Source organism: Lysobacter sp. ESA13C (assembly GCF_019970005.1).
Classification (GTDB): domain Bacteria; phylum Pseudomonadota; class Gammaproteobacteria; order Xanthomonadales; family Xanthomonadaceae; genus Lysobacter; species Lysobacter antibioticus_B.
This window is the reverse complement of the sequence record NZ_JAHXYK010000001.1, coordinates 249007-270437: the sequence shown is the minus strand read 5'-3', so window position 1 is coordinate 270437 and position 21431 is coordinate 249007. Positions and strand designations below refer to the sequence as shown.

The window sequence follows — 21431 nt, the reverse complement described above, 5'->3', positions numbered from 1 at the left end:
ACGGATAAATCGAAATGGACTTCCTGCAACTGCCCACCGACGTACTCAGTTGGCTTTCGCCCTCCTCGCAAAGCGGCCTAGCTGACTACTCCTTGTTCCGGCTCGTCAGTGGCTGGATTACGTCTCGGGTCGAAGACTTTGGCCTCGCTCTCATGGGGAGATCGATGGCGTTCGTCGGTGGCGTCGGGCTCAGCCTGGTGACGCTCTGGCTACTTTTCCAAGGCTATCGCATCCTCAGCGGAGCCCGAGAGTCGATGATGGGGCTGGTCCTTCAGGGAACGAGGATCGCTTTGATCTTCGGCATCGCTACCACGATGGCGGTCAACAGCATCCCGCTCAACTCCTTCCTCACGAAGGACATGGACAAGGCCGTCCACTATCTTGTGACCGGTAAGGAAAACGAATCCACTGCGAGCAGTATCGACAGGTCCCTTGCCATCGTCCAGGTCGCGATGACGGCAATTGATGGGGTTCAGCTCCTCGAGCCTGACCCGGAGCTCATAGAGGAGAAGCGGTCTGCGAAGACGTGGGCTACGATCGGCTCCGCGGGCCCGGCCATCGCGGCCGGCTGCATGCTCCTGCTGTGGACGTTCGCAATCAATCTCTGGGTCGGGCTCGGGCCCCTCTTCATCTTTGCCTTGGCGTTCCCTGCAACAAAGGGAATGTTCACCACTTGGCTGAAGTACGGTTTAGGCACGCTCTTCTCCCTCGCCATGCTCAGTTTCGTAGCGAATCTGCTTCTCGATCTTACCGTCCGGATCGCCACCTTCATGTGGCTCAGTAAGCTCGTGAATATCCCCGGGCTCAGCACCGAGGGCATCAGTAACCAGGCCATGCAGCAAGGAAGCGTGGGAATGATCTTGACCGTGGTCATCATCGCGGTCCCGCCGATGGCTGCCGTCTTTTTCCAGGGCCAGATCGGTAGCGTCATGTCCAACTCGGCATTCGGGAAGTACGGGGCCTCTGGGGCGACCGCCAACACAGCGAGTAGCCCGCTTCCGCCGGCTCCGCAGCAAACCCGAGACGAGGTCCAGCGCCCGCCAGTCCGGGTAGCCATGAGCGACACCACTCCGCAACATTCCAACGAGATCAAGAAGAAGGACAGGGGTTAATAGCCATGCGAGCAATCCAGTTGGTCCCAGCGTGCTTGATGCTCATCCTCGCCAGCGCTGTGCGCGCGGAGGGCGGGTGTCCGTCGGGCGAGATGCCCTACAACGCTACGGCGCCGATGGGGTCGCCCCAGTCTATGGCCAGTTGCGGCCCGATTCCGTCGAACACGCCTGCAAGGCAGTGGAGTAGTCGATGGGGCGCCCTCGCAGATGATGGCGCGGGAAGCTTCGGGTCAAGTGCAAACGAGTCAAGCAAGAAGAGGGCCGAGAAGTCGGCTGTGGCGGACTGTAAGGCGCGCGGCGGAACGAAGTGTGCCGTGTACATGACTTACAGGGATCAATGCATTGCCCTAGCAAGCAGCGACGTCACCTCTACAACGGCGAGAGCGCCCGACGAGACGTCAGCTCAGCAAGACAGCCTCGCTGGCTGCAAGAGAGGGAGCAATGGCGCCGAATGCCGCGTTCATTACAGCGGCTGTAGCTTGCCGGCGCGCAATAGGTGATCGGAGTACCGAATGAACACGATTCCCATTCATAACGAAGTCGCGGCTTGGTCGAGTGACGACAGGACGCACGAACGTCTTGCCCTGGCCTCCACACTCAGCATCGCGCTATTGCTCAGCCTGCTCCATCTCGCCGTGACGCTATCACTGCCGTCCTTGGCTGCGCTCGCTGCGATTCTTTGGTTAGCGGTGGTTGTCCTTCACGTCTGGCTTGCTGTAGCTCAACGAAGGTATGTGTCGGAGCTAAGGCAGTTTCTCCATGATCGTTGGGGAACGGCCGAAGTCATTGAGGTCCGATGGCTCAAGGGCCAAGTTGATCACTTGGCCAGAGGAGCGCTCTGGGCGTGGGTAGTTGCTGCGGTGATGTCGTCAGTGCTCTTCGCTATCGGGTCTGCCTACGCGCTTCCCGAGCTGATCGCAATCTTCAGTATCCATATGCTGGTATCTGCAGCTCAAGCGGCTAACCAAATCGCTTCGCGAAGGGCCATCCGGCGCGAGATCGAGAACGTTCGCCACCTACACCCTGCCTGCAAAATCTCGGTCTGACCGAAGCAAAGTCGAATGTTGACGCGGACTCGGACTTTCCGATCCGTTTAAGCCCGCCCCCTTCCAACCCGACCTCAGCCGTACCGTCCCGACAGGGGCGGTCAGGAGGGCTTTGTGTCTCAATTCCAGTCATCAACGTATATGCCCCTCCATTTGCCAAACTGGCTAGGCCGGCTGTTCAAGAAAGCCAAGCGTTCGCCGGAGAGCGCTACTGGCGTCTATGAAGCTAAGTTCGAGGCGGCGCGTGCGCGTGCCGTCCTCTGGGGACTTAATCCACCTCGCTTTGAGCCACTCCCGATGCGGTTCGCTTCGGCCGAAGCAATCGAGTCCACTCGGAGGCTCAGGGATTACGGCTTAGGACGACTGCGTGAAGACGTCATTGCAGCTGAGCGGTACGGCGTGACTGCCATGGTGCGCGGAATGCTGGAGGCCCAGCTACGGGTCCGTATCGCCTTCACCTTGGGCTACGTCTACCAGGATGGGCGGCGACTTTGCCACACACCCGTTGAAGGCTTAGAGCAGATGCTGCGTACCGGAATCGCCCCGGGTGCGCGTGTCAGCTTGCACGCCTGGCTGACCCTGCCAAGTCACGAAATCGTCGACCCAACCTTCTGGGCGGTGTTCCCTGCGCTATGCAACACGGCCGAGCGTGAAGCTCGTGGCCTCTTCATGCATCCGGATCAGATGTTGGAGCGCACATATCACCCGCAATGGGTTGGAGAAGGATTTGCGCGTCGAATCGGCGTCCTCAAGGAGTACGAGGGATGGTAGGTACAAGAGTTGTGCATTTTGATGCGATCTGCCGAGGCTCCCTGAACTGGCGAGTTTCCGTCAACGGCGAAGACGAACATGTTCCGTTTTCCTCCAGGGCAACGTGCATCTCCGCTGCGTGCGCCCGTGCCCGCCAGCGGCATCTCGATACCGGAATGCCCACGGAAGTCCGAGCACCAGCCCTCGATGGCGCGCTGGAATCAGTCGTCACGTACATGCTGCCGCAAGAGCTACTTGAGTACTGTGTGGAGACCGAGAGCGGCAGCAGTCGTCAACTGCGCGAAGCGTGCGACGCGTACGGTTTGGTGCACGCTCGTCCATGAACGTCAAAGGCCGAACGTCAATGCTCGTCCTGACTCGTTGCCCGGGTCAAGCAGTAATGATCGGTGACAAGATTGAGGTGCGCCTGTTGCCGCCTCGATTCGCCGGTGAAGTACGAGTCGGCATTACGGCTCCGAGAACGGTCCACGTCGTACGCGAGGAGCTTCTTTGCCAGCCCCCGCGCCAAGGTCCCCGCGATAGGGCGTGCCGCAAAGGGAAGGACCATGTCTGACCTCTTCCGCAAGCAGGTCATTGATGCTCAGAGCAACGTCTGGCTTGAAAGCAGTAGCCTCACGCAGCCGCGGCGAACTAGGATGCCGATGCGAAGTCAGACTATCATCGGCGACCTGGGGAGCACTCTGTCCGGCGGACAGAAGCAGCGCATCGTTCTCGCACGGGCCTTGTCTAGACAACCTCGCATTCTGTTCCTCGATGAAGCGACCAGCCATTTTGATGTGGGCCGTGAGCGACTGGTCAACGAGGCGGTGCGCTCACTTGCGATCACAAGGGTAATCGTTGCTGACCGCCCCGAGACCGTCGCTAGTGCAGACCGGACGCTGATCCTAGAACGCAGCTTCGTTGTTTGCGGGAACGGACCGGAGGGCTCGCTGGCCAATAGAGCCAGCCAACGATTCTAGCCGCGACATCTCAGATCTAGAGACGCCTTTGCTCAAGACTGGCCGAGAATTTGATGCGCCGCGGCGTCACGGCGAGCATGGCCAAAGACGATAACCACACTTCCAAGGAATGAAGATGCTCGTTGGGAAAAGACTAAATCCGCTAGCTGCAAACCTCGCTGTGGCGTTGACTGCCTTGACCTCATTCTCGGCCATGGCCGCGTTCCCGGTCGAGACCGGCCAGGCACTTCCGGGGGGGCATGCGCCGGGCCCGGTTTGGATGGGCGCATGGCCAAGCACCTATACGCTTCGTGAGGCCATGGCAGCATGCAAGCAACAAAAGATCGATCGAGCCCAGGACTTGATTGAGTATCCTCCTCTGCAGGATGGGTTCAATCAAAGGACCTGGATCATCACCGATTGTAAGGAGGCGGTCATCGCGCCGGAGGCGACAGGGGGTTTGCTGACCATCCATTTAGAGATGGCCAATCGCTACGATCTGCCGCCGTATGATGATCCGCCCCTGGAACGGTATTCGTACTATTACGGAACGGCGAACGCGTTTTGGCCATTGAAAGAACGCGAGGAAGACAGCGGCAAGAACCTGGGCCGGAGCGATTGCAGCAACAACTGCATCGGAAATCCTATCGTTGTGAACGCAGCCAATAAGTTTCAGGACGAGACCGACTACGCCGGCACCGGGGGGCGGGGCCTTAAGTTCCATCGCTATTACAACAGCGCGCCTGAGGTCGAATCGGCCGATATGGGCGAGAACTGGCGGCATACATACAGTCGGAATCTCGAGTTCAATGCCTTCTCGGCGGACAGCAAAGCCATCACTGTCCATCGTGATGACGGCATGCAGATCATATTCCGCAGGGTTGATGGTGCTTGGCTGCCTAGCGCTGAGGTCAAGATGGTCTTGACCCCAACCCTGGAGGCTGGCCAGCCAATTAGCTGGGAGCTGAGCAATGCCGCCGATGGGTCTGTGGAGACTTATGACGCAGGCGGACGTTTGCTGGCCATCGACTACCTTGACGGATATCACCTTACACTTGAGTACGCCTCCGGCCTCCTTACCAAAGTCACCGATCCGCAAGGTCGGTCCCTGCACATCTTGCACGATGGGGATGCGCAGATTTCGTCGTTGACCGATCCCAACGGAGTCAGGTACGACTATATCTACGTGGCTCCCGACTACCCGACCTTCCCAGGGGATACGGAACGGCGGCTGGAAAAGGTGGTGGCTACTTCAGGGTATAAGCGGGAGTACCGATACTACGCAGGCACTGAGACCATGATGCGTGGACTGCTGACTCAGATCCTGGACGAGACTGGGTCGGTGAAGGCAAAGTTCGGTTACGACAATGCTGGCTATCCCAACTCGACTGAGCACTCCCAAGGAGCTGAGCGCTATGTCGTCGAGGGAGGACAGTACGGCACCACAGACGTCGTGTATGCGAACGGTCTGCGATACAAGTACAAATTCACAACGGTTAATGGGCGAAAGCTTACGACTGACGCTGAGCGGGTCTGCACGGATGGCTGCGCCAGTGCGACGGCCGCCTACACCTACGATGCCAACGGCTTTCCCGATAGAGTCGGTGACTTCGGGCGCACGTCTGCGGACTTCGACTACAACAGCCGTGGGTTGGTGGCGCAGAAGCGCGAAGCTATCGGAGATCGTGAGGAACGGCTGACGCAGATTGATTGGCATCCGGCATTCGATGTTCCGACGGAGGAGCGCGTCTACAACCGGGACGGCCAGCTTTGGACGAAGCGCCTGTGGACGTATAACGGACGTGGGCAAGAGCTCACCGCAACGAAGATGGACCCGCTGAGTGGAACCACCCGCACCAGCGCGACGAGCTACTGCGAGGCAACCGATATCCAGGCGGGCCTCTGCCCGATCATTGGACTGGTCACGCAGGTAGACGGACCGCGCACGGACGTCAACGACATCACATCCTTCGCCTACTACGCCCAGGATGAGGCGGGATGCGCAGCACCCACCGGTAGTTGCGGCCATAGAAGGGGGGACGTGTGGAAGGTGACCAATGCCCTCGGTCAGGTCGAAGAGATTCTCAAATACGACCGGAGCGGTCGAGCCATCTCCAGTCGTGACGCCAACGGTATCGTTACGGATCTGGAGTATCACCCCCGCGGCTGGCTGCTCAGGCAGATCGTGCGCGGAAGCGACAATGCGACGGAGACGGATGATGCGATCACGCAGATGGAGTACGACACAGTCGGACTCTTAAAGAAGACCACTGACGCCGATGGCATCATCGCCCGCTTCGAATACGATCCGGCCGGTCGCCTAACTGATGTAATTAGCTCGACCGGTGCCCGAATCCACTACACCCTGGACAATGAGGGGCGCCCCGAAAAGACGGACGTAAAGGACCCGGCGGGCGTCATCACGCGTACTTTGACTACCCTGCGGAACCAACTGGGCCAGATCAAGTCCGTGAAGGATGCTTACGGTCGCCAAACGAACTTCACGTACTGGGCCGGGGGTACTCCGAACTACACGACGGACGCTTTGGGCCGGAACACCACAGAAGGCGCAAACTGGTTCAAGCAGACGACCCGAACGCGCGCGAACCTGGCCGGCCGGGCCACCGGCTCGGATCATTTCTACGATGCAATGGGCGAGCTGACTTCGACTTACGATGGCCTTGGTCGAGAGACGGGATACGACCGGAATCGCTTCGGCGAGGTGCTGACGCTGAGGAGTCCCGCCACGGGGTCGAGCGTCTATACCTATGACAATAGTGGGAACCGCACATCGGCGACGGATGCAGATGGCCGGATCACGAACTACACGTACGACGCGCTCGGACGGTCCTTGCTGACCAGCTATCCGGCCGATCCTACCTTGAACGTTACTCGTGCCTACGATACGACCGCGCCGGCTTGCGCCATTGGCGAAACATTTGCTAAAGGACGTCTCGCGCGCCTCACGGACGGGACCGGCTATACCGACTACTGCTATGACCGGTATGGCCAAATCGCCCGCAAAATTCAAGTGATCAATGGGAAGACGTTCACCTCGCGCTACGAGTACACCAAAGGCGGTCGACTCAAATCGATCACGTACCCAAGCGGTACTCTGGTCGCGTACGGAGCCAACAGCGAAGGCAATGTCGCAAGCGTCACTGTGACGCGGCCGGGCCAGCCTATCCAGACACTGCTGAGTAGTATCAGCTACTACCCGTTCGGCCCAGCTGGGGAGCTAGTTTTTGGCAATGGTCGCCGGTTGCGCCGACAGTACAACCTCAACTATCAGCCTTCCAGTATCCAAGACACCGGGGTGGACGGCTTTTCGGCGGGCTTCATTTTCAATGAGGTCGGCAATCTTGTGGAACTACGGAAGGGCGATCAGTCCACACCGGCCTTGCGAAAGTATGGATACGACGCGCTCGATCAACTTGCCGATATCAAGACTGGAGTAGATGCTCCCCTCAAGACCTACCTTTACCACGACTTCACCCAGAACCGCACGACAGAGATTTCGAATGGTGCGACAAGCACCAACTACGTCTACACGGTTGATCGGTTAACGGCATGGAACGACGTCGCCCGGACCTATGATGCCTCCGGAAACACGATCAGCATCGGAGGCACAGGCAAAGAGTTTGGCTACAATGCAGCCGGCCGAATGAGTACCGTAAAAATAAACAGCCTCTTGAAGGCCTCATATCGCTACAACGGTGTTGGTGAGCGGGTCCAACGACAGCTTGGAGCCACCACTGACTACACCGTCTACGATAAGACTGGTCGCTTCCATGGGCGCTACGACTCTTCGGGTGTAGCGGTACAAGAGGTGGTCTGGCTCGGAGATTTGCCTATTGGCATCATTGCTGCCGGTAAGCTTCACTATATTGAAGCGGATCATCTGGCCGCTCCTCGCGTTGTGGTTGATCCAGTCCGCCAGCGTGCAGTCTGGAACTGGGACATAGGTGGAGATGCTTTCGGCGCTGGACTACCGAATCAAGACCCAGACAAGGACGGCAAGGCCTTCACCTTCGACTTAAGATTTGCTGGACAGCAGTTCGACGCGGTAAGTTCGACCCACTACAACATGTTCCGTGACTACGATCCGTCGATCGGTCGATACCTCCAGAGTGATCCGATAGGCCTGCAGGGCGGACTCAATACCTACACCTATGTCAGTGGATCTCCTCTCATGTGGTCAGATCCTATGGGTCTCCTGCAATGGGAAGAGACTGATACGCAGAAGTTGTGGGGAGCGGTTGCACGAGGAGCCAGCATGGCCACCTATCCCGGGGACGTTCAGCATCCGTACGATCCTGGCACGCTTGGAAGAACCGGTGTGGACTGGGCTATTACCCCCAACTGCACTTGCGAGAATGGTCAGTTCCGGCTGAATGAGTTCTCAGTTCGTGTAGACACTTTGGTATATCTTCGCAGGCGCTACAAAGATCCTGCTGTTCAACGCGATACGGTCCGCGACGAGTACCAGCATGTTCGCGATATGAGGCGGTGGATGGAGTCGGCCAAGCCTAATGCTGAGTCATTGGAGCGAACGCTTAAAGCGAATTCGTATGCTACCGAGGTAGAGTGCGTGACTGAGAACCGCAAGAAGATGCAGGCTTTGTTGGAACCTGGCGCACGCGCAGCCGTAATCGCCTCTAAGAAGAGATACGATCACGGGCGCGCTGGCGGACATGTTGCGTATTCATCTGAGGACCCTTTATGAATCTATGGGCTTTGTTTTTTTTGCCAGTTGCTCTTGTCATTCCTGCCACATCGTCTGCAAACGGTGATTGCGACAAGCCAATCGAGGGGGTTCAGATCACCTTTAGTGGGGTGGATGCTGAGCGCGCTCGTGATTGGGGCTATGTATATGGAAAGTACGTGCTGATCAATCACTCGAAGAAAACCTTGCGATTTGCTACGTATAAAGGTGAAAAGCAGCCGATCAAGTTGTACCCGCTCGACTTCACAATTGAAAAACAGACAGTCGATGGTTGGAGCGACGACGTTACGGTTATCGACCATCCGGAACCTGCGACTGCAACGGTTACTGTTCCTCCGGGTGATCAATTGACATTCCTTGGGCAGAGTAGGCCCGCGGGGCCGGAAACCTATCGCGCCAAGATTCGACAGATGCGTGGCTGTTGGCTCCCTTCGGAGCCATTTCAGGTTACGGATGCCGCCGAATCGAGCAAGCCTCACTAGTTGGCTTTCCGGAATTGTCCGACTGACACAAGAGGGCGCTACGGCGCCCTCTCGCTTTTGATCTAGGAATCGGTGAAGAACGCGACGCCGTCCAGGGATAGCCAGCCAAGCACTCCGGCGCCCGGCTGCGATACCAGCACTTCTCCATTTGTTTTCACGTCGACACGTGCCTGGGTGCTCGAATCGCTTACGGCCGTATAAATCTGCTGCGTGGGGGGGCGGTAGCCCGTGGGCAGCACGAAGATGGCGGTTCCGCCAGCACCCGCCTTCACCAGCCCTCGCAACTGGACCCTGCCTCCATCGCGTCGGTAACCGGCTGACGCGAAGACGTCACCATAGTTCGCCCACGGCGCGTTGAGCGTCGGCGTCTGCCACACCCCCTTGCGGAGGTCGGCGACCGCGGCGGCAGTAGTGCTTCGCGTTTGCCCGCCTTGCACGATGGGCACGATCTCGGTGCCGGTCAGCGCGCTAGCTGCCGGTAGTTGGGACAGTTTTTGATTCGCCATGGTTCACTCGATGAGCAGGTAGTCACCCGCTTCGGAGACCAGCTCATCGCCGGTCTCCGAGCGCAGCAGTCCGTTCTTGAAGTCGACGGTGTGAGTAGCCTTTTGCCAACTCGTCAGGCCGTCGCGAGTCGAGGCCACTTCGGCACGCAGCCGATAGGCGCCTTTGAGCGGCGCGGCGTAGCTGGTTCCGGTCGTCGCCGCCGGGCTGTCCAGCACGCCGCCGGCGATGTCGTCCAGTATCCGCAACACATAGGCTGTGCCGGCCTCCGGGCCGATCGATCCCTGCCCGTGGTCGACTAGTTGGTCCGCTTGTAGTCGCCGGTCGCGGTGGGCCCAGGTCACCACCAGGTCGCCGTCGATCGACGTCGGATAGCCCAGGCCGTTGAGTTTCAGATCACCCGGTGGATAGGGGCGCGCCTGGCGCTGGGCCAGCTTGACCGTGTCCACCGGCGCCAGCGCGGGATCGAGCTGCGCGCTTGACGTGCGCGTTAGCAGCTTGGCTTGCACGGTCTCGCCGACGCTGTAGTCGTTCGGATCGGCAGCGGCGTAGTCGTCATAGAACCAAAGTCTTGCGCTGGTTGCGTGCAGCGCCGGCACGGTGTCGGCACATCCACGCGCCAGCGTCGTGATCTGCGCCTGCGGATCGACGGCGACGACACGGACGATCTCGTCATCCAGCAGCGCGGCCGTGCCGGCCGTGATCTGATCCAGCCCTCGACCGGAGACCAACTGCACCACCACGGTGGTGGCGGTCATTGCCTCAGCAAGCACTGCAGTGGGGCACCAATCGCCCACGCCGGCCTCGCTGAATTCGCCGCTGCCGACCCGGGTGGTCAGCACGTAATTCAGTGCGAGTCCGCCCGCTTGTTCGGCGACCGCCAGAACGGCACCGGCATCGACCGGGACAGCCGCCAACTCCGCGGCAGTGAGCGTGGTAGCCAGGTCGCGGTAGCTGGCCTCGACCAAGCGCCGATTCGGCGACGGCTGCGGAATGCGATCCGGCGGCGTCCACACAGGCGGCTGCGGCTCCAGATAGGCCGTCCCCGGCAGGCCGAACACATCCTGTACCGCGGCGACCGTGATCGCCCCCTCGGCGAGCTTACCGTCATCGAACGTCCCCACCCGCAGGACCAGGTTGTCCAGGCCGCGAAACGGCTCGCGAACACGGAACACGCCGCCGGGCGCCAGGATGCCGCCGCGGCGGTCGAAGCGCAGCTTCAACCGTTTGAGCCCGGAACAAGCGACTGTCAGGTCGCGCATGCCGACCCGCCCCGCCAGTTCTGCGGTCGGCAGGCCCTTGTACTCCGTGGTGCTGGAGGCCACGCCGCCGGTGGCTTGGATGCCGGCCAGATCCTCGACCCGGATCTGTCGCTCTTCGTCCTTGACCGGGTCATACCAAGTGACGATCAGTTGGTTGATCGCACCGTCCTGCGCCGCCCCCTCATCCTCCTCGATTGCCAGCAGGCCCGACTCGTAATCGAAGACCGGCAAGTCGTCGACCCGGTAGTCGTCGCGCAACAGCTTCAGCGTCAGCCGCCCGGTCGAGCGATCGGTGTACTGCGCGGCGCCGACGTGGTCGATCACGACCTGCATGAAGTCGGCGATCGGTGACTGCCGGTTCCAGCGCAGGCACAGTCCGAACCCCTCGGCATGCAGCGTGTCAGCGGCGGCGCGATAGCTCGCCTCGTCCAGCACGCCCCGGTCCAGGCCCCGCCCCCAATCCCGATTGGTCAGGCACTCGACCAGGATGTGCGCGGGGTTCATCGCCCGGATAGCGCCGTTGGCAAGCCAGATCACCGCCTTTTCGGGATACCACGGCGCGCCGTCCCATCCCGCGAGCGCGCGGCGAACGCGCATCTTCCAGGGCTTCGGGTACGGGTTGTTGGCCGCGATCTGGCCATCGAAGTACTGCGTGGTGACGTTGCGGAACGCGGGCGTCGGCACCCCGTGGAGTGCGCCCAACGCCGGCAGGACCGCTTGGGCCGCCTCGCCCATCAGCACATCGAGCCAGCCCTTGACCCCGCCTTCGCCCTTGTCGCCGCCGAACAGGTCGGGCTTGCTAATGAAGAGGCGCCCGGTCTTGGTGATCGAGCCCTTCCAGGCTTCGCGGTCGCCAACCCGGATCTCGACGAGCTCGTCCAGCGGACCGCGCGATAGGCCCATGTGCAGCCCGAACAGATAGCGGTGCCCGACCGTCTGCTTCTTACTGCTGCCCACGCTCGGCCTCCGCGCGCGCGAACGCGACCAGGTGCAGGCCCAAGGCATCCCCAGTCGCTTCGATGACCTCGGCGTCGATGCCGTCGCGCAAGAACGCGCTCCAGTCCAGGCCGTAGTAGGCAAACCACTCGCGTCCGCCTCGCGCACAGAAGCCCGGTCGCGCTCCGAACCCCGGCGCGCGACGTAGGTGATCCAGGGTCACGATCACTTCTTGCCGCCCTTCTGTTTGATCGGCTGGGTCCGGTACTGGCCGACGCCCAGCACCATCCAGTCCGGTGTCCACACATCGCCGAACACCACCGACTGCGGCGTGCCCTCGGTGCTTTGTGGGAACTGGAAGTCGCCGAACGCGGCCGGCTTGGGCTGCAGTGGCTTCGGCCGTGCGGCTGCCGAGACGAAATAGCTGATGACCCAGATCGCGAGCTGGACCCAGATGTTCATGACGAGATTCCGCGAATCAGAAGAGGGGCGTGCCGTCGAACGGCGATTTGCCCGGCAGCCCGGGCGCGCCGCCGTAGTTCGGGGCGTTGTTGAACTTGGCGTGGCAGATCGCCATCGACCGGCCGCAGCCGGGATAGGCGACAACGGCCTGGCCGACGCGCAGCCCGTCTCCGGCGCCGAGCAGGACCAGACGCTCGCCGATATGCGTGCGGATGCCGCGCCGCTCCAAACCGGCCTCGCCCAGATCCCACGCCAGGAAGCCGCCCGCGAACCAGCCGTCCGGGTATTGGCTGAAGATGCCGGCGGTGACGACGTTGCCGGCGAGCGTGGTCAGCGACGCCGGGACGCGATACGACTCGGGATTAACCCGGCAATTGCGGTCGTAGAGCGTGTACGGGCAACCGCGCGTCCAGGCCAACCGCAACCCAGGCTGTCCGAGCGCGGCATCGAGCGACTGGCACCGGACCTCGGTGCTTTCCAGCGACGGCCGGTTCACGCCCGCCACGCGGCCCATCCAGACTACGTGCGCATCACCATCGCCTTCGTGGACATCGCGGACGACAACGGCCACCTCGCTCGACGGCGGCAGCCCGCGGTACAGACGTGCGACCTCGAAATCACCCGGCGCAGTGATCGTCAGCATGTCGCTGGCGGTATGCCCCGACTGGCGAATACCGTCGTCCCGAACGGCGACGGCCCGGTAGATCTGGGTGTCGAGCGCGAAGTCGCGGTCGCCGCCGGTGTAGCGCCAGCGCCGGGCGCCGCGCACGAACTCGTACAGCCGCCGCGGGTTGCCCGCGGCAGCCGATCGTTCCAGTTGCTCGAAACTCATGCCGGTGCGGGGCCGCTGTCGTCGCTTTCGGGGTCGCGCACAGCGCGAAGGACAAGGGAAGTATCGGCCGCGCCGTCGCTGTCGGTGTGGTGTTCGATTTCGGCCTCCTCGCTGTCGCCACGACTGAGTACCAGGAAGCTGATGCGTCGCACCGCTTGTGGACGAATGTCGACACCAAGTGCGGAATCGATCGTCAGTCGCTCGACCTCGTCGTCCAACGCAACCGCTGCAGTGATCCGGCGGTGGAAGGCCTGGCCGTCCCGCAACTCGATCCGTAGGTCGCGTCGGCCAGGCCGCAGGCCAGCGAACCGCGCGAGCCCCACGTTCGCGACATCCAATGCCGTGGCCGTACCGGCGACGTTGGCGACCAGGACCAGGTCGTCGGCATGGGTCGGTCGCCAGACGGCGCGCTGGCGGCCCCGCAGGGTGTACAGCCAGGAGCGGACCGTCGCCCGCTCGGCCCGGCCGTGCATGCGCCAATGGTGGGCCTGCGATACCGCCGCCCAGTCCGCCGGGTCCATTACGAAGGGTCGGCCGAACTCGTTGTCCAGCGTCAACAGCGCCCGCTGCCAGCCGCTCGACAGGGCCTCGGTTTCATCCGGCCGCTTCGCCAACACGGGATGGCCGCGATACATCGATGCGTCCGCCACAGTTGGCCAGTCACAGGACTCGACGATGTCGAAGCGGGCGCTGACCGATGCCGCTTGATCCGAAAGCCGGGTGACCTTCGGGGGCTCAGCCAAACGCGCAGTACGGACCGGATACAGCCGGGTGCCGCGCGGCCATGCCTTCGTCGTGGGATGCCGCAGTGTGATCGAGGCGGCACCAATGGCCTCGACCTCAGCCACCTCGACCTCGAAGGCGGTCTTGCCGCGCAATTGCACCAGGCCGCCAACACGGAAGTCGCGATGCAGGGGGTCGCAAGCGATTACCCGGATACCCAGAGCATGCTCGTTCGGCAGCCACTGCACGTCGGGCCAGATCGGGAGCGCCCAAGTCCGTCCGCCCCAGCCGAATACGGCCAAGTCCAGCAGCACCCGTTCGCGGCCATCCACGATCATCGTGGCCTCGAACGAACGGCGCGGTGTGGAGCGCAGGCTACGGCGCTGCTCGACCTGCGTCGGGCTGGTCAGGATGTCGGTCTTCCACGCCAGCCGTTCGAGCACGCCGCGCGACCAATCCGGGGCAAAGGCCCAGGCGACGATGCGCTGACCAGTGATGACGACCGGGATCGCGCCGAACCCGGCGAACTGAAACGACAGCGTTGCGGCAATGACCGGCGGGCCTTCGGTGCCGACTGCGATTTGCCACGTCCGCTCCGATAGCGGAGCGAACGGCAGCGGCGTTGCACCGGGCGCAGTCAGCACGATGCCTTCGCCAGCCACCAGCGCGGCATCCGTTAGCGTCAGAGCACGCGCGCGGTAGGCGTTCCAGACGCGCACGGCACGCTGCTGCACGCTGCTGACGTTACCCAGGTTGAGTACGCGCGGCTCGACGTGAATCCGGTCGAAAAAGTCGTCGCCGAACATTGCCTGCAGCGCGCCGCGGCGTTGGTCCGCGACGTGCTGCGGCACCGCCACGGAGCGTGCACCGAATCGCGGCTCCGACCCGAGCGCGCCGCTGGCGCGGCCATCCCAGACCGGCGGCGAGGTGAAGTAGTCGCCCCGACCGCTGAAGGTCAGCGGCCACAGGGCGGTCCACGGCATAGGGTTCGGCTCAGTCGGTGATGCGGTAGGCGTAGCCGTAGACGCCGCTGTTGGGGGTGCCGGCGGGTCCGTTCTTGCGGTGGACCGGGAACAGCTTCCAGCGGTCGCTGCCCAGGGTCAGTTCCTCGCCCGGGGCGTAGCTGTCCAGACGAATGAAGCGCAGATCCGGCGGGTGGCCGATGTCCGAGAACAGACCGGCGCCCCGCGGCACCGCGCACCATAGCGGCTGCCCTGGTGCGCGCCCGGTGAGCGTGCTGTGCCCCAGGTCTTTCAGCAGATTGGTCGGCGCCGATTTACCCCGCCAGCCGCACAGCAGCCGACGTGTATCCGTGTCCGAGTCCGATACGGAATGCCACCGTGGCGCAGCGCCGTCGTAGTCGGCGCGCACCCGCGTTACCGGCGAGACAAAGTTGTACCAGTTGTCATCAAACGCTACGGCATGGCGTTGATCGTCGGGACTGTTGATGTAGTTGGCGTCGTAATACCACTGACTGCCGTAGACGTACTGGCCGGTGTGAACCGCCCCCGCCGTGATCAGGCGGCCGGTCCCAAAGTGCTTGAACGTGCCGGCCTGGGTTTCCAGCACGATGTGCAGGTAAGGCTGGGGCGCGGTTTGGCTGAAAAAGTGAACGGCGCTGTACGGCCCCTGGGCGTAGTTGGTCCAGGCAACCGCGCTGGCTTCGTTCTGTACGTCGGCATTGGCGCTTGCGACATAGCCGGTGTGGCCGAAGGCCCCCACGAACGGTGGAGGCCGGTTGCCGTCGCCACCGGTCAGCTCGGTCAGGAACGTCGCGTACAACTGGCCCGCATGCAGGCTCAGTGCCTTCCCGACCTTGGCCGTGCGATCGCGCAGCCCATCAACGATCCAACCGTCGCCCTGAGCGAACAGACGCAGCTTGTCGAGCAGCTCATTGGGATCGCTTGCTGCGGAAGTCGCGTACGCCATCAGTCCAGCTTCAGGGCAAAGTAGTTATCGGGCGAAGTGCGAAAGGCGTTCTGGAACGCCATCCAGGCCGTACTCTCATGGTCGATGCGTGACTCCGAGGCGGTGCTGAACCCGGTGGTCCAACCACATCCGTCGAACTCGCCGAGCGCGTGTCGCGGATTCGAGCTGCCGAGGATCAGCGGAAGAATGGGCGAAGAACCGTCGAGGTTCTCGCGCAGATACGCGCGATCACCGGACGTGGACATGGCGCTCGGATAGACCTTGCCCGGGGTTTCACTGTCGCCATACTCGTTCGCTCCGACAGCGTACCGATTGGCGTGCACCCGCCAGACGTTGTCCGGGTAATTCGCGACCAGGCTATAGCGGCCAGGATCGAAGAAGCATCGGAAGTTGGCATCGGTCATGTCCGGAGTCAGTATTTCCACAGAGCCGCACGCGCCGATTGCGAGTGGGTACTCGTGAATCGACGGCGGCTCGTAGGCGTTGACGAAGCCCAGATAGGCGCTGACGTAGACAGTGCCGATTCGGGCAACGATGGCGACGCGCTGGCCATTGATGGCCAGCCAGTAGGCAAGTGGGCCGTTGCGTAGCGGCAAGCAGCGCAGCCCGCTGACGTTAATCTGGGTACGCAGGCTGCGCAGCGGGTTGTGCGAGCGGAAACCGTACCAATTGAGGTTGTAGGCCGCCCGCGCGGCATCTTCGTACAGTTCAGCACCGAAGAAGATCGCCTTCTGCCCGTCCAGGCCCGGCGCCTGCACGATCCACTGCGCCCGGTCCTCCAGCTCGAAGTCGGCATTGAGATCGGTGTGGAAGCTGACGTCGTTCACTTCCAGCGGATCACCCCCCGCTGCCGCGGTGATCATCACCCTCCAGAACCGTGCAGACGGTGCCGCGCTGGTAACCGGGTACGTGCGCCGCATCTTGGCGGTCGGCCACGTCTGTTCCAACCAGGCTTGCACGGACGCCCAAGTCGCGCCGTCATCGGAGCGTTGCAGCGCGAACGCGGCCGGGCCGCGCGCGCCGCTGTCGCCGATGCCGAGTGTCATTGCCCTGACCGAGGTCGGCCCGATCATTTCGATCGTAGCGTGAGCCGGTAGGTCTGCGACGGGACGCGTGGCTACGGTGTCCATGCGGTTGTCGAAGACGGCGATCGGATTGGCGAAGTTGGTAGTCCGTGCGTTGGCGTTCCGACACCCGTAGCGTCGCACCAACGTCCAAGCCGGCGAGGTATTCAGGGTGAAGCGGTCGCCCGCAACAAACGGGACGGAACCCGCGTTGATCCGGAATCGCAGCCGATCGGTTTCAAATAGTTGGCCGACCCGCGCGGTGCCGAGATCGCCCGCGGCGGTGCCGACTACTTGGAAGCGCTCGGTGTCGAGCGCGGTGACGGTGAAAGCCTCCGCTACGGACGCGACCCCGCCGCGGTAGCCCCCAGTCGAACCGTCCGAACCCATCAGTGTGCCGTTGCCGGCGCCCGCATAGAGCGAACCCCAGGCGTGCCCTTCGCTGCACAAGGCCGATTCAAGCTGATTGAGGAAGTCGAAGTAGTCGGATGCGATGCCGGTGCGAAGTGTCATGTCATGAAAAAAGGAAGTGCAACCGGCACTTGGGACCGATCGCAATGGAAAGTTTGGGTGCTAGCGGTGCGCTGTAATCCGCACAAAAAACGCCGCCATCTTAGGCGGCGTCGAAGTTCGCTAAACAGCTTCGCGCTAATTAGCCATTGAACGGAATGAGGCGGGGTAATCTCGGCACTTGATTTCCCAAACCGAGTAGCCGCATCGATTTCCAGATTTCGTAGATTGCCTTTGTACCGTGAAGGGAAACTTTTCGGGTACTCCAGCATTCAGGATGGTACATGCGTTCTGCGCCACAACTTCGGCGTCGGTTCCACAGTCGTACCTAGGTTTTATTGGAGCAGCACTATCAAACTGCCCTATGGTGAACTTCGAGACTCGCGATGGTTCTGGCATATTGATGCATGTGAACTCATAGATCGAATATCCGCAGCGTCCCCCGTCGGGATTAGAGATCAGGATTGGTGCGGTAGCTCGATAAGCTAAGGGGCTGCCATTAGGCATCTTTACTTCGCATCGGTCTTGGACCACCGCAGAGTGCGCCGTTTCGCACTCGTACATAGGTTGTAGCGAAGCTTTGTCGTGATCCTCGCCGATTGTAAATCGATGGGTCTCGTTCACCTCCGACAGGCTTGGGTATGAAAAGGTTGCCAAGGCGACGACCGTCAATGTCACCATGCTGAGTCTCATAGAACCCCCCTCTTAAGTTGGACAGTCAACGGGCGAGGACAATCATGCCCAATTAGAGGAACGGGCTAGCCGCACCTGATCGGCCAGGGCTAAAGTGCTGCTATGTCTTGACGAACGGTCGGCGCGTTGGCGCGAATTGTGGACAGGATTACTTGACGGCCTGCCTGGGTGCTCATCACGTTCACGATCTCGCGCGGGTCGAGGTACAGGACGTTAGTGATCTGTGATCGACGCTGACCGGCATCAGACGTGGTTGAACTTCGCTCGGCCATCGGTGCGCGTGACAGTGCCGGCGCACCCGGAGCCAGCGTGACGAATCCGCCCGATGCATAACCGCGTAGCCCGTCAATCGCTGCCATACCAATACGGTTGAACCGCTCCAGAAACGACCGCGCGCCGGGCTGCCGAACGACCTCGCGGCGGTGCACGAACTCGCCGCGGTGAACGACACCGGCCGGAGCATACTTCGGGCCGATGCCGGTGAAGCCACCTGCGGCAAAACCCGTCACCGACTTGGTGGCATTGGCGGCCAGCATCGTGGTCGCCGCGGTCTGCATCGCGATCGCTGCATTCATCACCACCGTACCGGCGGCCCCGAGCGCGACTGAGGCGCCCGTGATCGGCACGGCGTAGGCCGCACCCGCAGCAGCGGCCTGCACCGGATCGGGCTGAGCGAGATCCGGAGTGCCCTTGCCACCGGCCAGTTTGCCGACAAGCGACATCAGCTTGGCGGTCGCTATCGCTGCCAGCTGCTGCGATGCGAGCTGAGCGAGCGATTGCGCCATATCTTGCACCAGGCCGGTCAGCGCTTGGCGCAATGTCAGCGTGCCGGTAGCCAGACCTTCGAGCGCGTTGCTTAGGCCAGACTCGAAGCCGTTGGTGAGCGTCACCACTAGCTCATTCGACTGCACCTTGAGCGCAGCGACCTGCGCGGTCAGATCCTGGACCCGCTCGATCGATTCCGGCGCGCCGGTCTTGGCTGCCAGTTGATCCATCTTCGGCAAGAGCTGCTCGACCTCGGCCGCGGTGCGGGCATGCAGGTCGATCAACTCCCGACGCGCACCAATTTCGGTCAGGAGACCGGCTTGCTGACGTGTCTGGATGGATTGTTCTTGCCGGGACTGCTCGCCGAACACGCGGTCGACCTGGGCTTGCAGGTCTTCCAGCTCGACCTTCGCCACGTCGGTGTCGATGCGCAGTTGAACCTTGAGCGCATCGGCGGTGCGGCCTTTCGACTGAAGATCGGCTAGCGCCTGCTTGTACTCAAGATTCAACTCCTTCCTGCGCGCCGCTGCGTCGTCGCCGCGGTTGCGCAACAGTGCGATGTCGACATCTTGGACCGTACGATCCAGTGCGCCATCGTCCTTCTTCTCTTTGGCGTCAGCGTGCGCTTGCTTCTTCTGATCAGCAGCCAACTTGCGCTCGTCCGCCTTGCGCTGGCGCTCGGCATCGCGAACAGCCTTGGTCTGCGCACGACCCGCATTGCTGGCAGCCGCGGCCGCTTCGTGTTCGCGGACCTGCACGTCAATCGCTTTGCGCATCGCATCGGTCAGCTGCGTGGCGTCCTTGACGCCTGCCGCCTTCACCGCCTGGTACTCCAGGGCCGCCCGCAGCCCCTTCTCGCGTTCGATCCGCTCCACCTTGAGCGATTCGTTCTGCTCGGTCAGCGCTTTGGTGAAGTCATTGGCCTGCTTGGTGACCTGTACCCGGGTGCGTCCGCCACTGGCCTGCGCGGCGCGCAGCTCGCCCAGCGAGCCTCGAACTTGGTCGAACTCCTTGTTGGTTCGCTCCAACTGCGAGCGCACGCGTTTGATTTCGTCTTCCAGCTCGCCGCCGTATAGAAGGCGCCCTGCGCTCTGCCCCTGGTTGATGTGGAAGCCACCCCCACCCTTCTGGATACCTTCCAGATCTTCCAGCTCTTTGCGCAGCCGATCGCGCTGCGCAATCAACCGCTTGCCGGCATCGACCCCGGCATCGACGTCCTGCTGCTCGCGGAATCGCTGGGCGGCTTTGATGGTGCTTTCGAATTCGGCCCGGGCCGCACTGGCGTTCGCGCTCGCCGTCGCGAACGCGCCTGCGAGCAGGGTTACGCTGGTAATCGCCAAGCCGAGGGGCCCGCCCATCAACGTCAGCACCGACGAAAGGCTGCGGATCGCGATGGCCTTCGCGCCCAAGGCGGCCGTAGCCGCCTGAGTCGCCGCCGCGGTCCGGGCCTGCGCGGCGGCCAGTCCGGCCTCGGCACTGGTCACCCGCGTGGCGCCAGCGCCGGATATCGCCAGGGCCCGGGCGCGTGCGAGCTCGGCCTGTGCAGCCGCCTCGGCCGCGCGCGCCTGCGCCAGTTCTTCCTGCGCCAGTTGCTGCGTCTTCCGCAGGGCGGATACCTTCGCCGCACCGGCCGTGGCCAGCGTCGCAATCAGCCGGCCTAGCGCCGCCACCGCGACCACACCGATCACTGCCGAGAGGCTATCGAAGTTCTGCGACAGCCCTTGGATTGAACTGGCGACCGCGACCGAAACGCCACTGGCCCGATCCTGCTGCCCGATAAATCGGGTGAACGCATTATCGAGCTGGACCAAGCTGCGCTCGATCGTGAGCGGCAGTTGCGAGAACTCGGCGGCGATCTTCTTCGCCTGCTGACCGGAGAAGGCGATACGGAGCTGCTCGCTGGTCAGCTTGCCCGCTTCGGCCAAGGCCTTCAGCTCGCCGACCGTGACGCCCATGCTGTCTGCCAGCGCCTTCATCAAGCGTGGGCCGGCATCGTTGATCGAGTTGAACTCGTCGCCACTGAGCCGGCCGGCGGCGAACGCCTGGCTCAGCTGCACGATGACCGACGACGTTTCTGCCGCGGTGGCGCCGGAGACGGCGAGCGCCTTGTTGATCGTCTCGGTCAGCCCGAGGACTTCGCGCTGCGATCCGCCTTGGTCCCTGAGCGCACTGCTGAGCCGGCCGAACAAGGTGGCCGTCGAATCGAGGGCAGTCGAGGTTCGCTGGGAGATCGCAAAGACCGCGTCGTCGGCCAGATTGAACGCGGCCTGCGAGGTCGTGGCGAGCTTGATCTTGGCCGAGAGATTGGCGTATCCATCGGCCGCACGGACCAGGCCGCCGACCGCGTCGCCCGCGCTCTGCAAGCCGACAAACGCCAGAAGCTGCGTCCTGGCTTGGTCGAGTTGCTGGCCGATGGCGGCCACGCTGTTCCGGGTTTGCTGGAATCCCTTGCTGCTTCGGCGACCCGCATTCTCGGCTTCGTTACCAAGGGCGCGGGCACGCACTCCCGCTTGCTCCAGCGCCTGATTGAGCTGTGCGGCGTTGGCCTTGATCAACAGTGTGATCGTGGTGTCGCGGTTGGCCATGAAGTGTTCGCGCGCGCCAAAACGCACCGGTCGCGTCAGCGACCAGAGCGCTTTGAGAGATGAGAAGACGGACGCGCTCGGCGTCCACGAA

The 21431-nt window shown here is 62.4% G+C and carries 15 protein-coding genes and 1 pseudogene; 7 read left to right on the top strand and 9 right to left on the bottom strand.

Features of this window, described 5'->3' with window-relative positions:
* Positions 1 to 14 precede the first annotated feature (14 nt).
* The 7 genes and pseudogenes from LC490_RS01305 to LC490_RS01270 all read left to right on the top strand — a co-directional run bounded on the left by LC490_RS01305 (position 15) and on the right by LC490_RS01270 (position 9075).
* On the top strand, positions 15 to 1112 hold the full coding sequence (locus tag LC490_RS01305) for a type IV secretion system protein (RefSeq protein WP_223619021.1): 1098 nt from the start codon (positions 15 to 17) through the stop codon (positions 1110 to 1112).
* 512 nt (positions 1113 to 1624) lie between these two features.
* Complete coding sequence (locus LC490_RS01295) at positions 1625 to 2158, top strand: hypothetical protein (RefSeq protein ID WP_223619020.1); 534 nt, start codon at positions 1625 to 1627, stop codon at positions 2156 to 2158.
* Between the two features lie 114 nt (positions 2159 to 2272).
* Complete coding sequence (locus tag LC490_RS01290; protein ID WP_223619019.1) at positions 2273 to 2929, top strand: hypothetical protein; 657 nt, start codon at positions 2273 to 2275, stop codon at positions 2927 to 2929.
* Positions 2930 to 3248: 319 nt separating this feature from the next.
* Entirely contained in the window at positions 3249 to 3482 is a 234-nt protein-coding gene (locus LC490_RS01285) for a carbon storage regulator (protein ID WP_343222991.1), read from the top strand.
* A gap of 79 nt (positions 3483 to 3561) precedes the next feature.
* Positions 3562 to 3888, top strand: a pseudogene (locus LC490_RS01280) (ATP-binding cassette domain-containing protein); the annotation flags it as partial.
* A 109-nt stretch (positions 3889 to 3997) separates the two neighbouring features.
* On the top strand, positions 3998 to 8593 hold the full coding sequence (locus LC490_RS01275) for an RHS repeat-associated core domain-containing protein (RefSeq protein ID WP_223619018.1): 4596 nt from the start codon (positions 3998 to 4000) through the stop codon (positions 8591 to 8593).
* Positions 8590 to 9075: a hypothetical protein gene (locus LC490_RS01270; RefSeq protein WP_223619017.1), complete on the top strand. Its 486-nt coding sequence runs from the start codon at positions 8590 to 8592 to the stop codon at positions 9073 to 9075. Before LC490_RS01275 ends, LC490_RS01270 begins: the two co-directional genes overlap by 4 nt.
* Positions 9076 to 9137: 62 nt before the next feature.
* Here the strand turns inward: LC490_RS01270 and LC490_RS01265 are convergent, their stop codons facing one another.
* From LC490_RS01265 to LC490_RS01225, 9 genes are all read right to left on the bottom strand, one after another.
* Positions 9138 to 9581, bottom strand: coding sequence for a hypothetical protein (locus tag LC490_RS01265; protein ID WP_223619016.1), 444 nt, complete (start codon positions 9579 to 9581; stop codon positions 9138 to 9140).
* Positions 9582 to 9584: 3 nt separating this feature from the next.
* Entirely contained in the window at positions 9585 to 11798 is a 2214-nt protein-coding gene (locus tag LC490_RS01260) for a phage tail protein (protein ID WP_223619015.1), read from the bottom strand.
* Positions 11785 to 12000: a hypothetical protein gene (locus tag LC490_RS01255; RefSeq protein ID WP_343123768.1), complete on the bottom strand. Its 216-nt coding sequence runs from the start codon at positions 11998 to 12000 to the stop codon at positions 11785 to 11787. Before LC490_RS01255 ends, LC490_RS01260 begins: the two co-directional genes overlap by 14 nt.
* Positions 12001 to 12002: 2 nt before the next feature.
* Positions 12003 to 12239 carry a hypothetical protein gene (locus LC490_RS01250; RefSeq protein WP_223619014.1) on the bottom strand — a complete coding sequence of 79 codons (237 nt, stop codon included), beginning with the start codon at positions 12237 to 12239 and terminating at the stop codon, positions 12003 to 12005.
* Between the two features lie 16 nt (positions 12240 to 12255).
* A complete protein-coding gene (locus tag LC490_RS01245) occupies positions 12256 to 13071 on the bottom strand; it encodes a phage BR0599 family protein (protein WP_223619013.1) in 816 nt (271 codons plus the stop codon).
* Entirely contained in the window at positions 13068 to 14777 is a 1710-nt protein-coding gene (locus LC490_RS01240) for a hypothetical protein (RefSeq protein WP_223619012.1), read from the bottom strand. Before LC490_RS01240 ends, LC490_RS01245 begins: the two co-directional genes overlap by 4 nt.
* Before the next feature lie 10 nt (positions 14778 to 14787).
* A complete protein-coding gene (locus LC490_RS01235) occupies positions 14788 to 15723 on the bottom strand; it encodes a hypothetical protein (protein ID WP_223619011.1) in 936 nt (311 codons plus the stop codon).
* Positions 15723 to 17300, bottom strand: coding sequence for a hypothetical protein (locus LC490_RS01230; protein WP_223619010.1), 1578 nt, complete (start codon positions 17298 to 17300; stop codon positions 15723 to 15725). Before LC490_RS01230 ends, LC490_RS01235 begins: the two co-directional genes overlap by 1 nt.
* Before the next feature lie 779 nt (positions 17301 to 18079).
* Positions 18080 to 21340 carry a tape measure protein gene (locus LC490_RS01225; protein ID WP_223619009.1) on the bottom strand — a complete coding sequence of 1087 codons (3261 nt, stop codon included), beginning with the start codon at positions 21338 to 21340 and terminating at the stop codon, positions 18080 to 18082.
* Between the last annotated feature and the right edge of the window lie 91 nt (positions 21341 to 21431).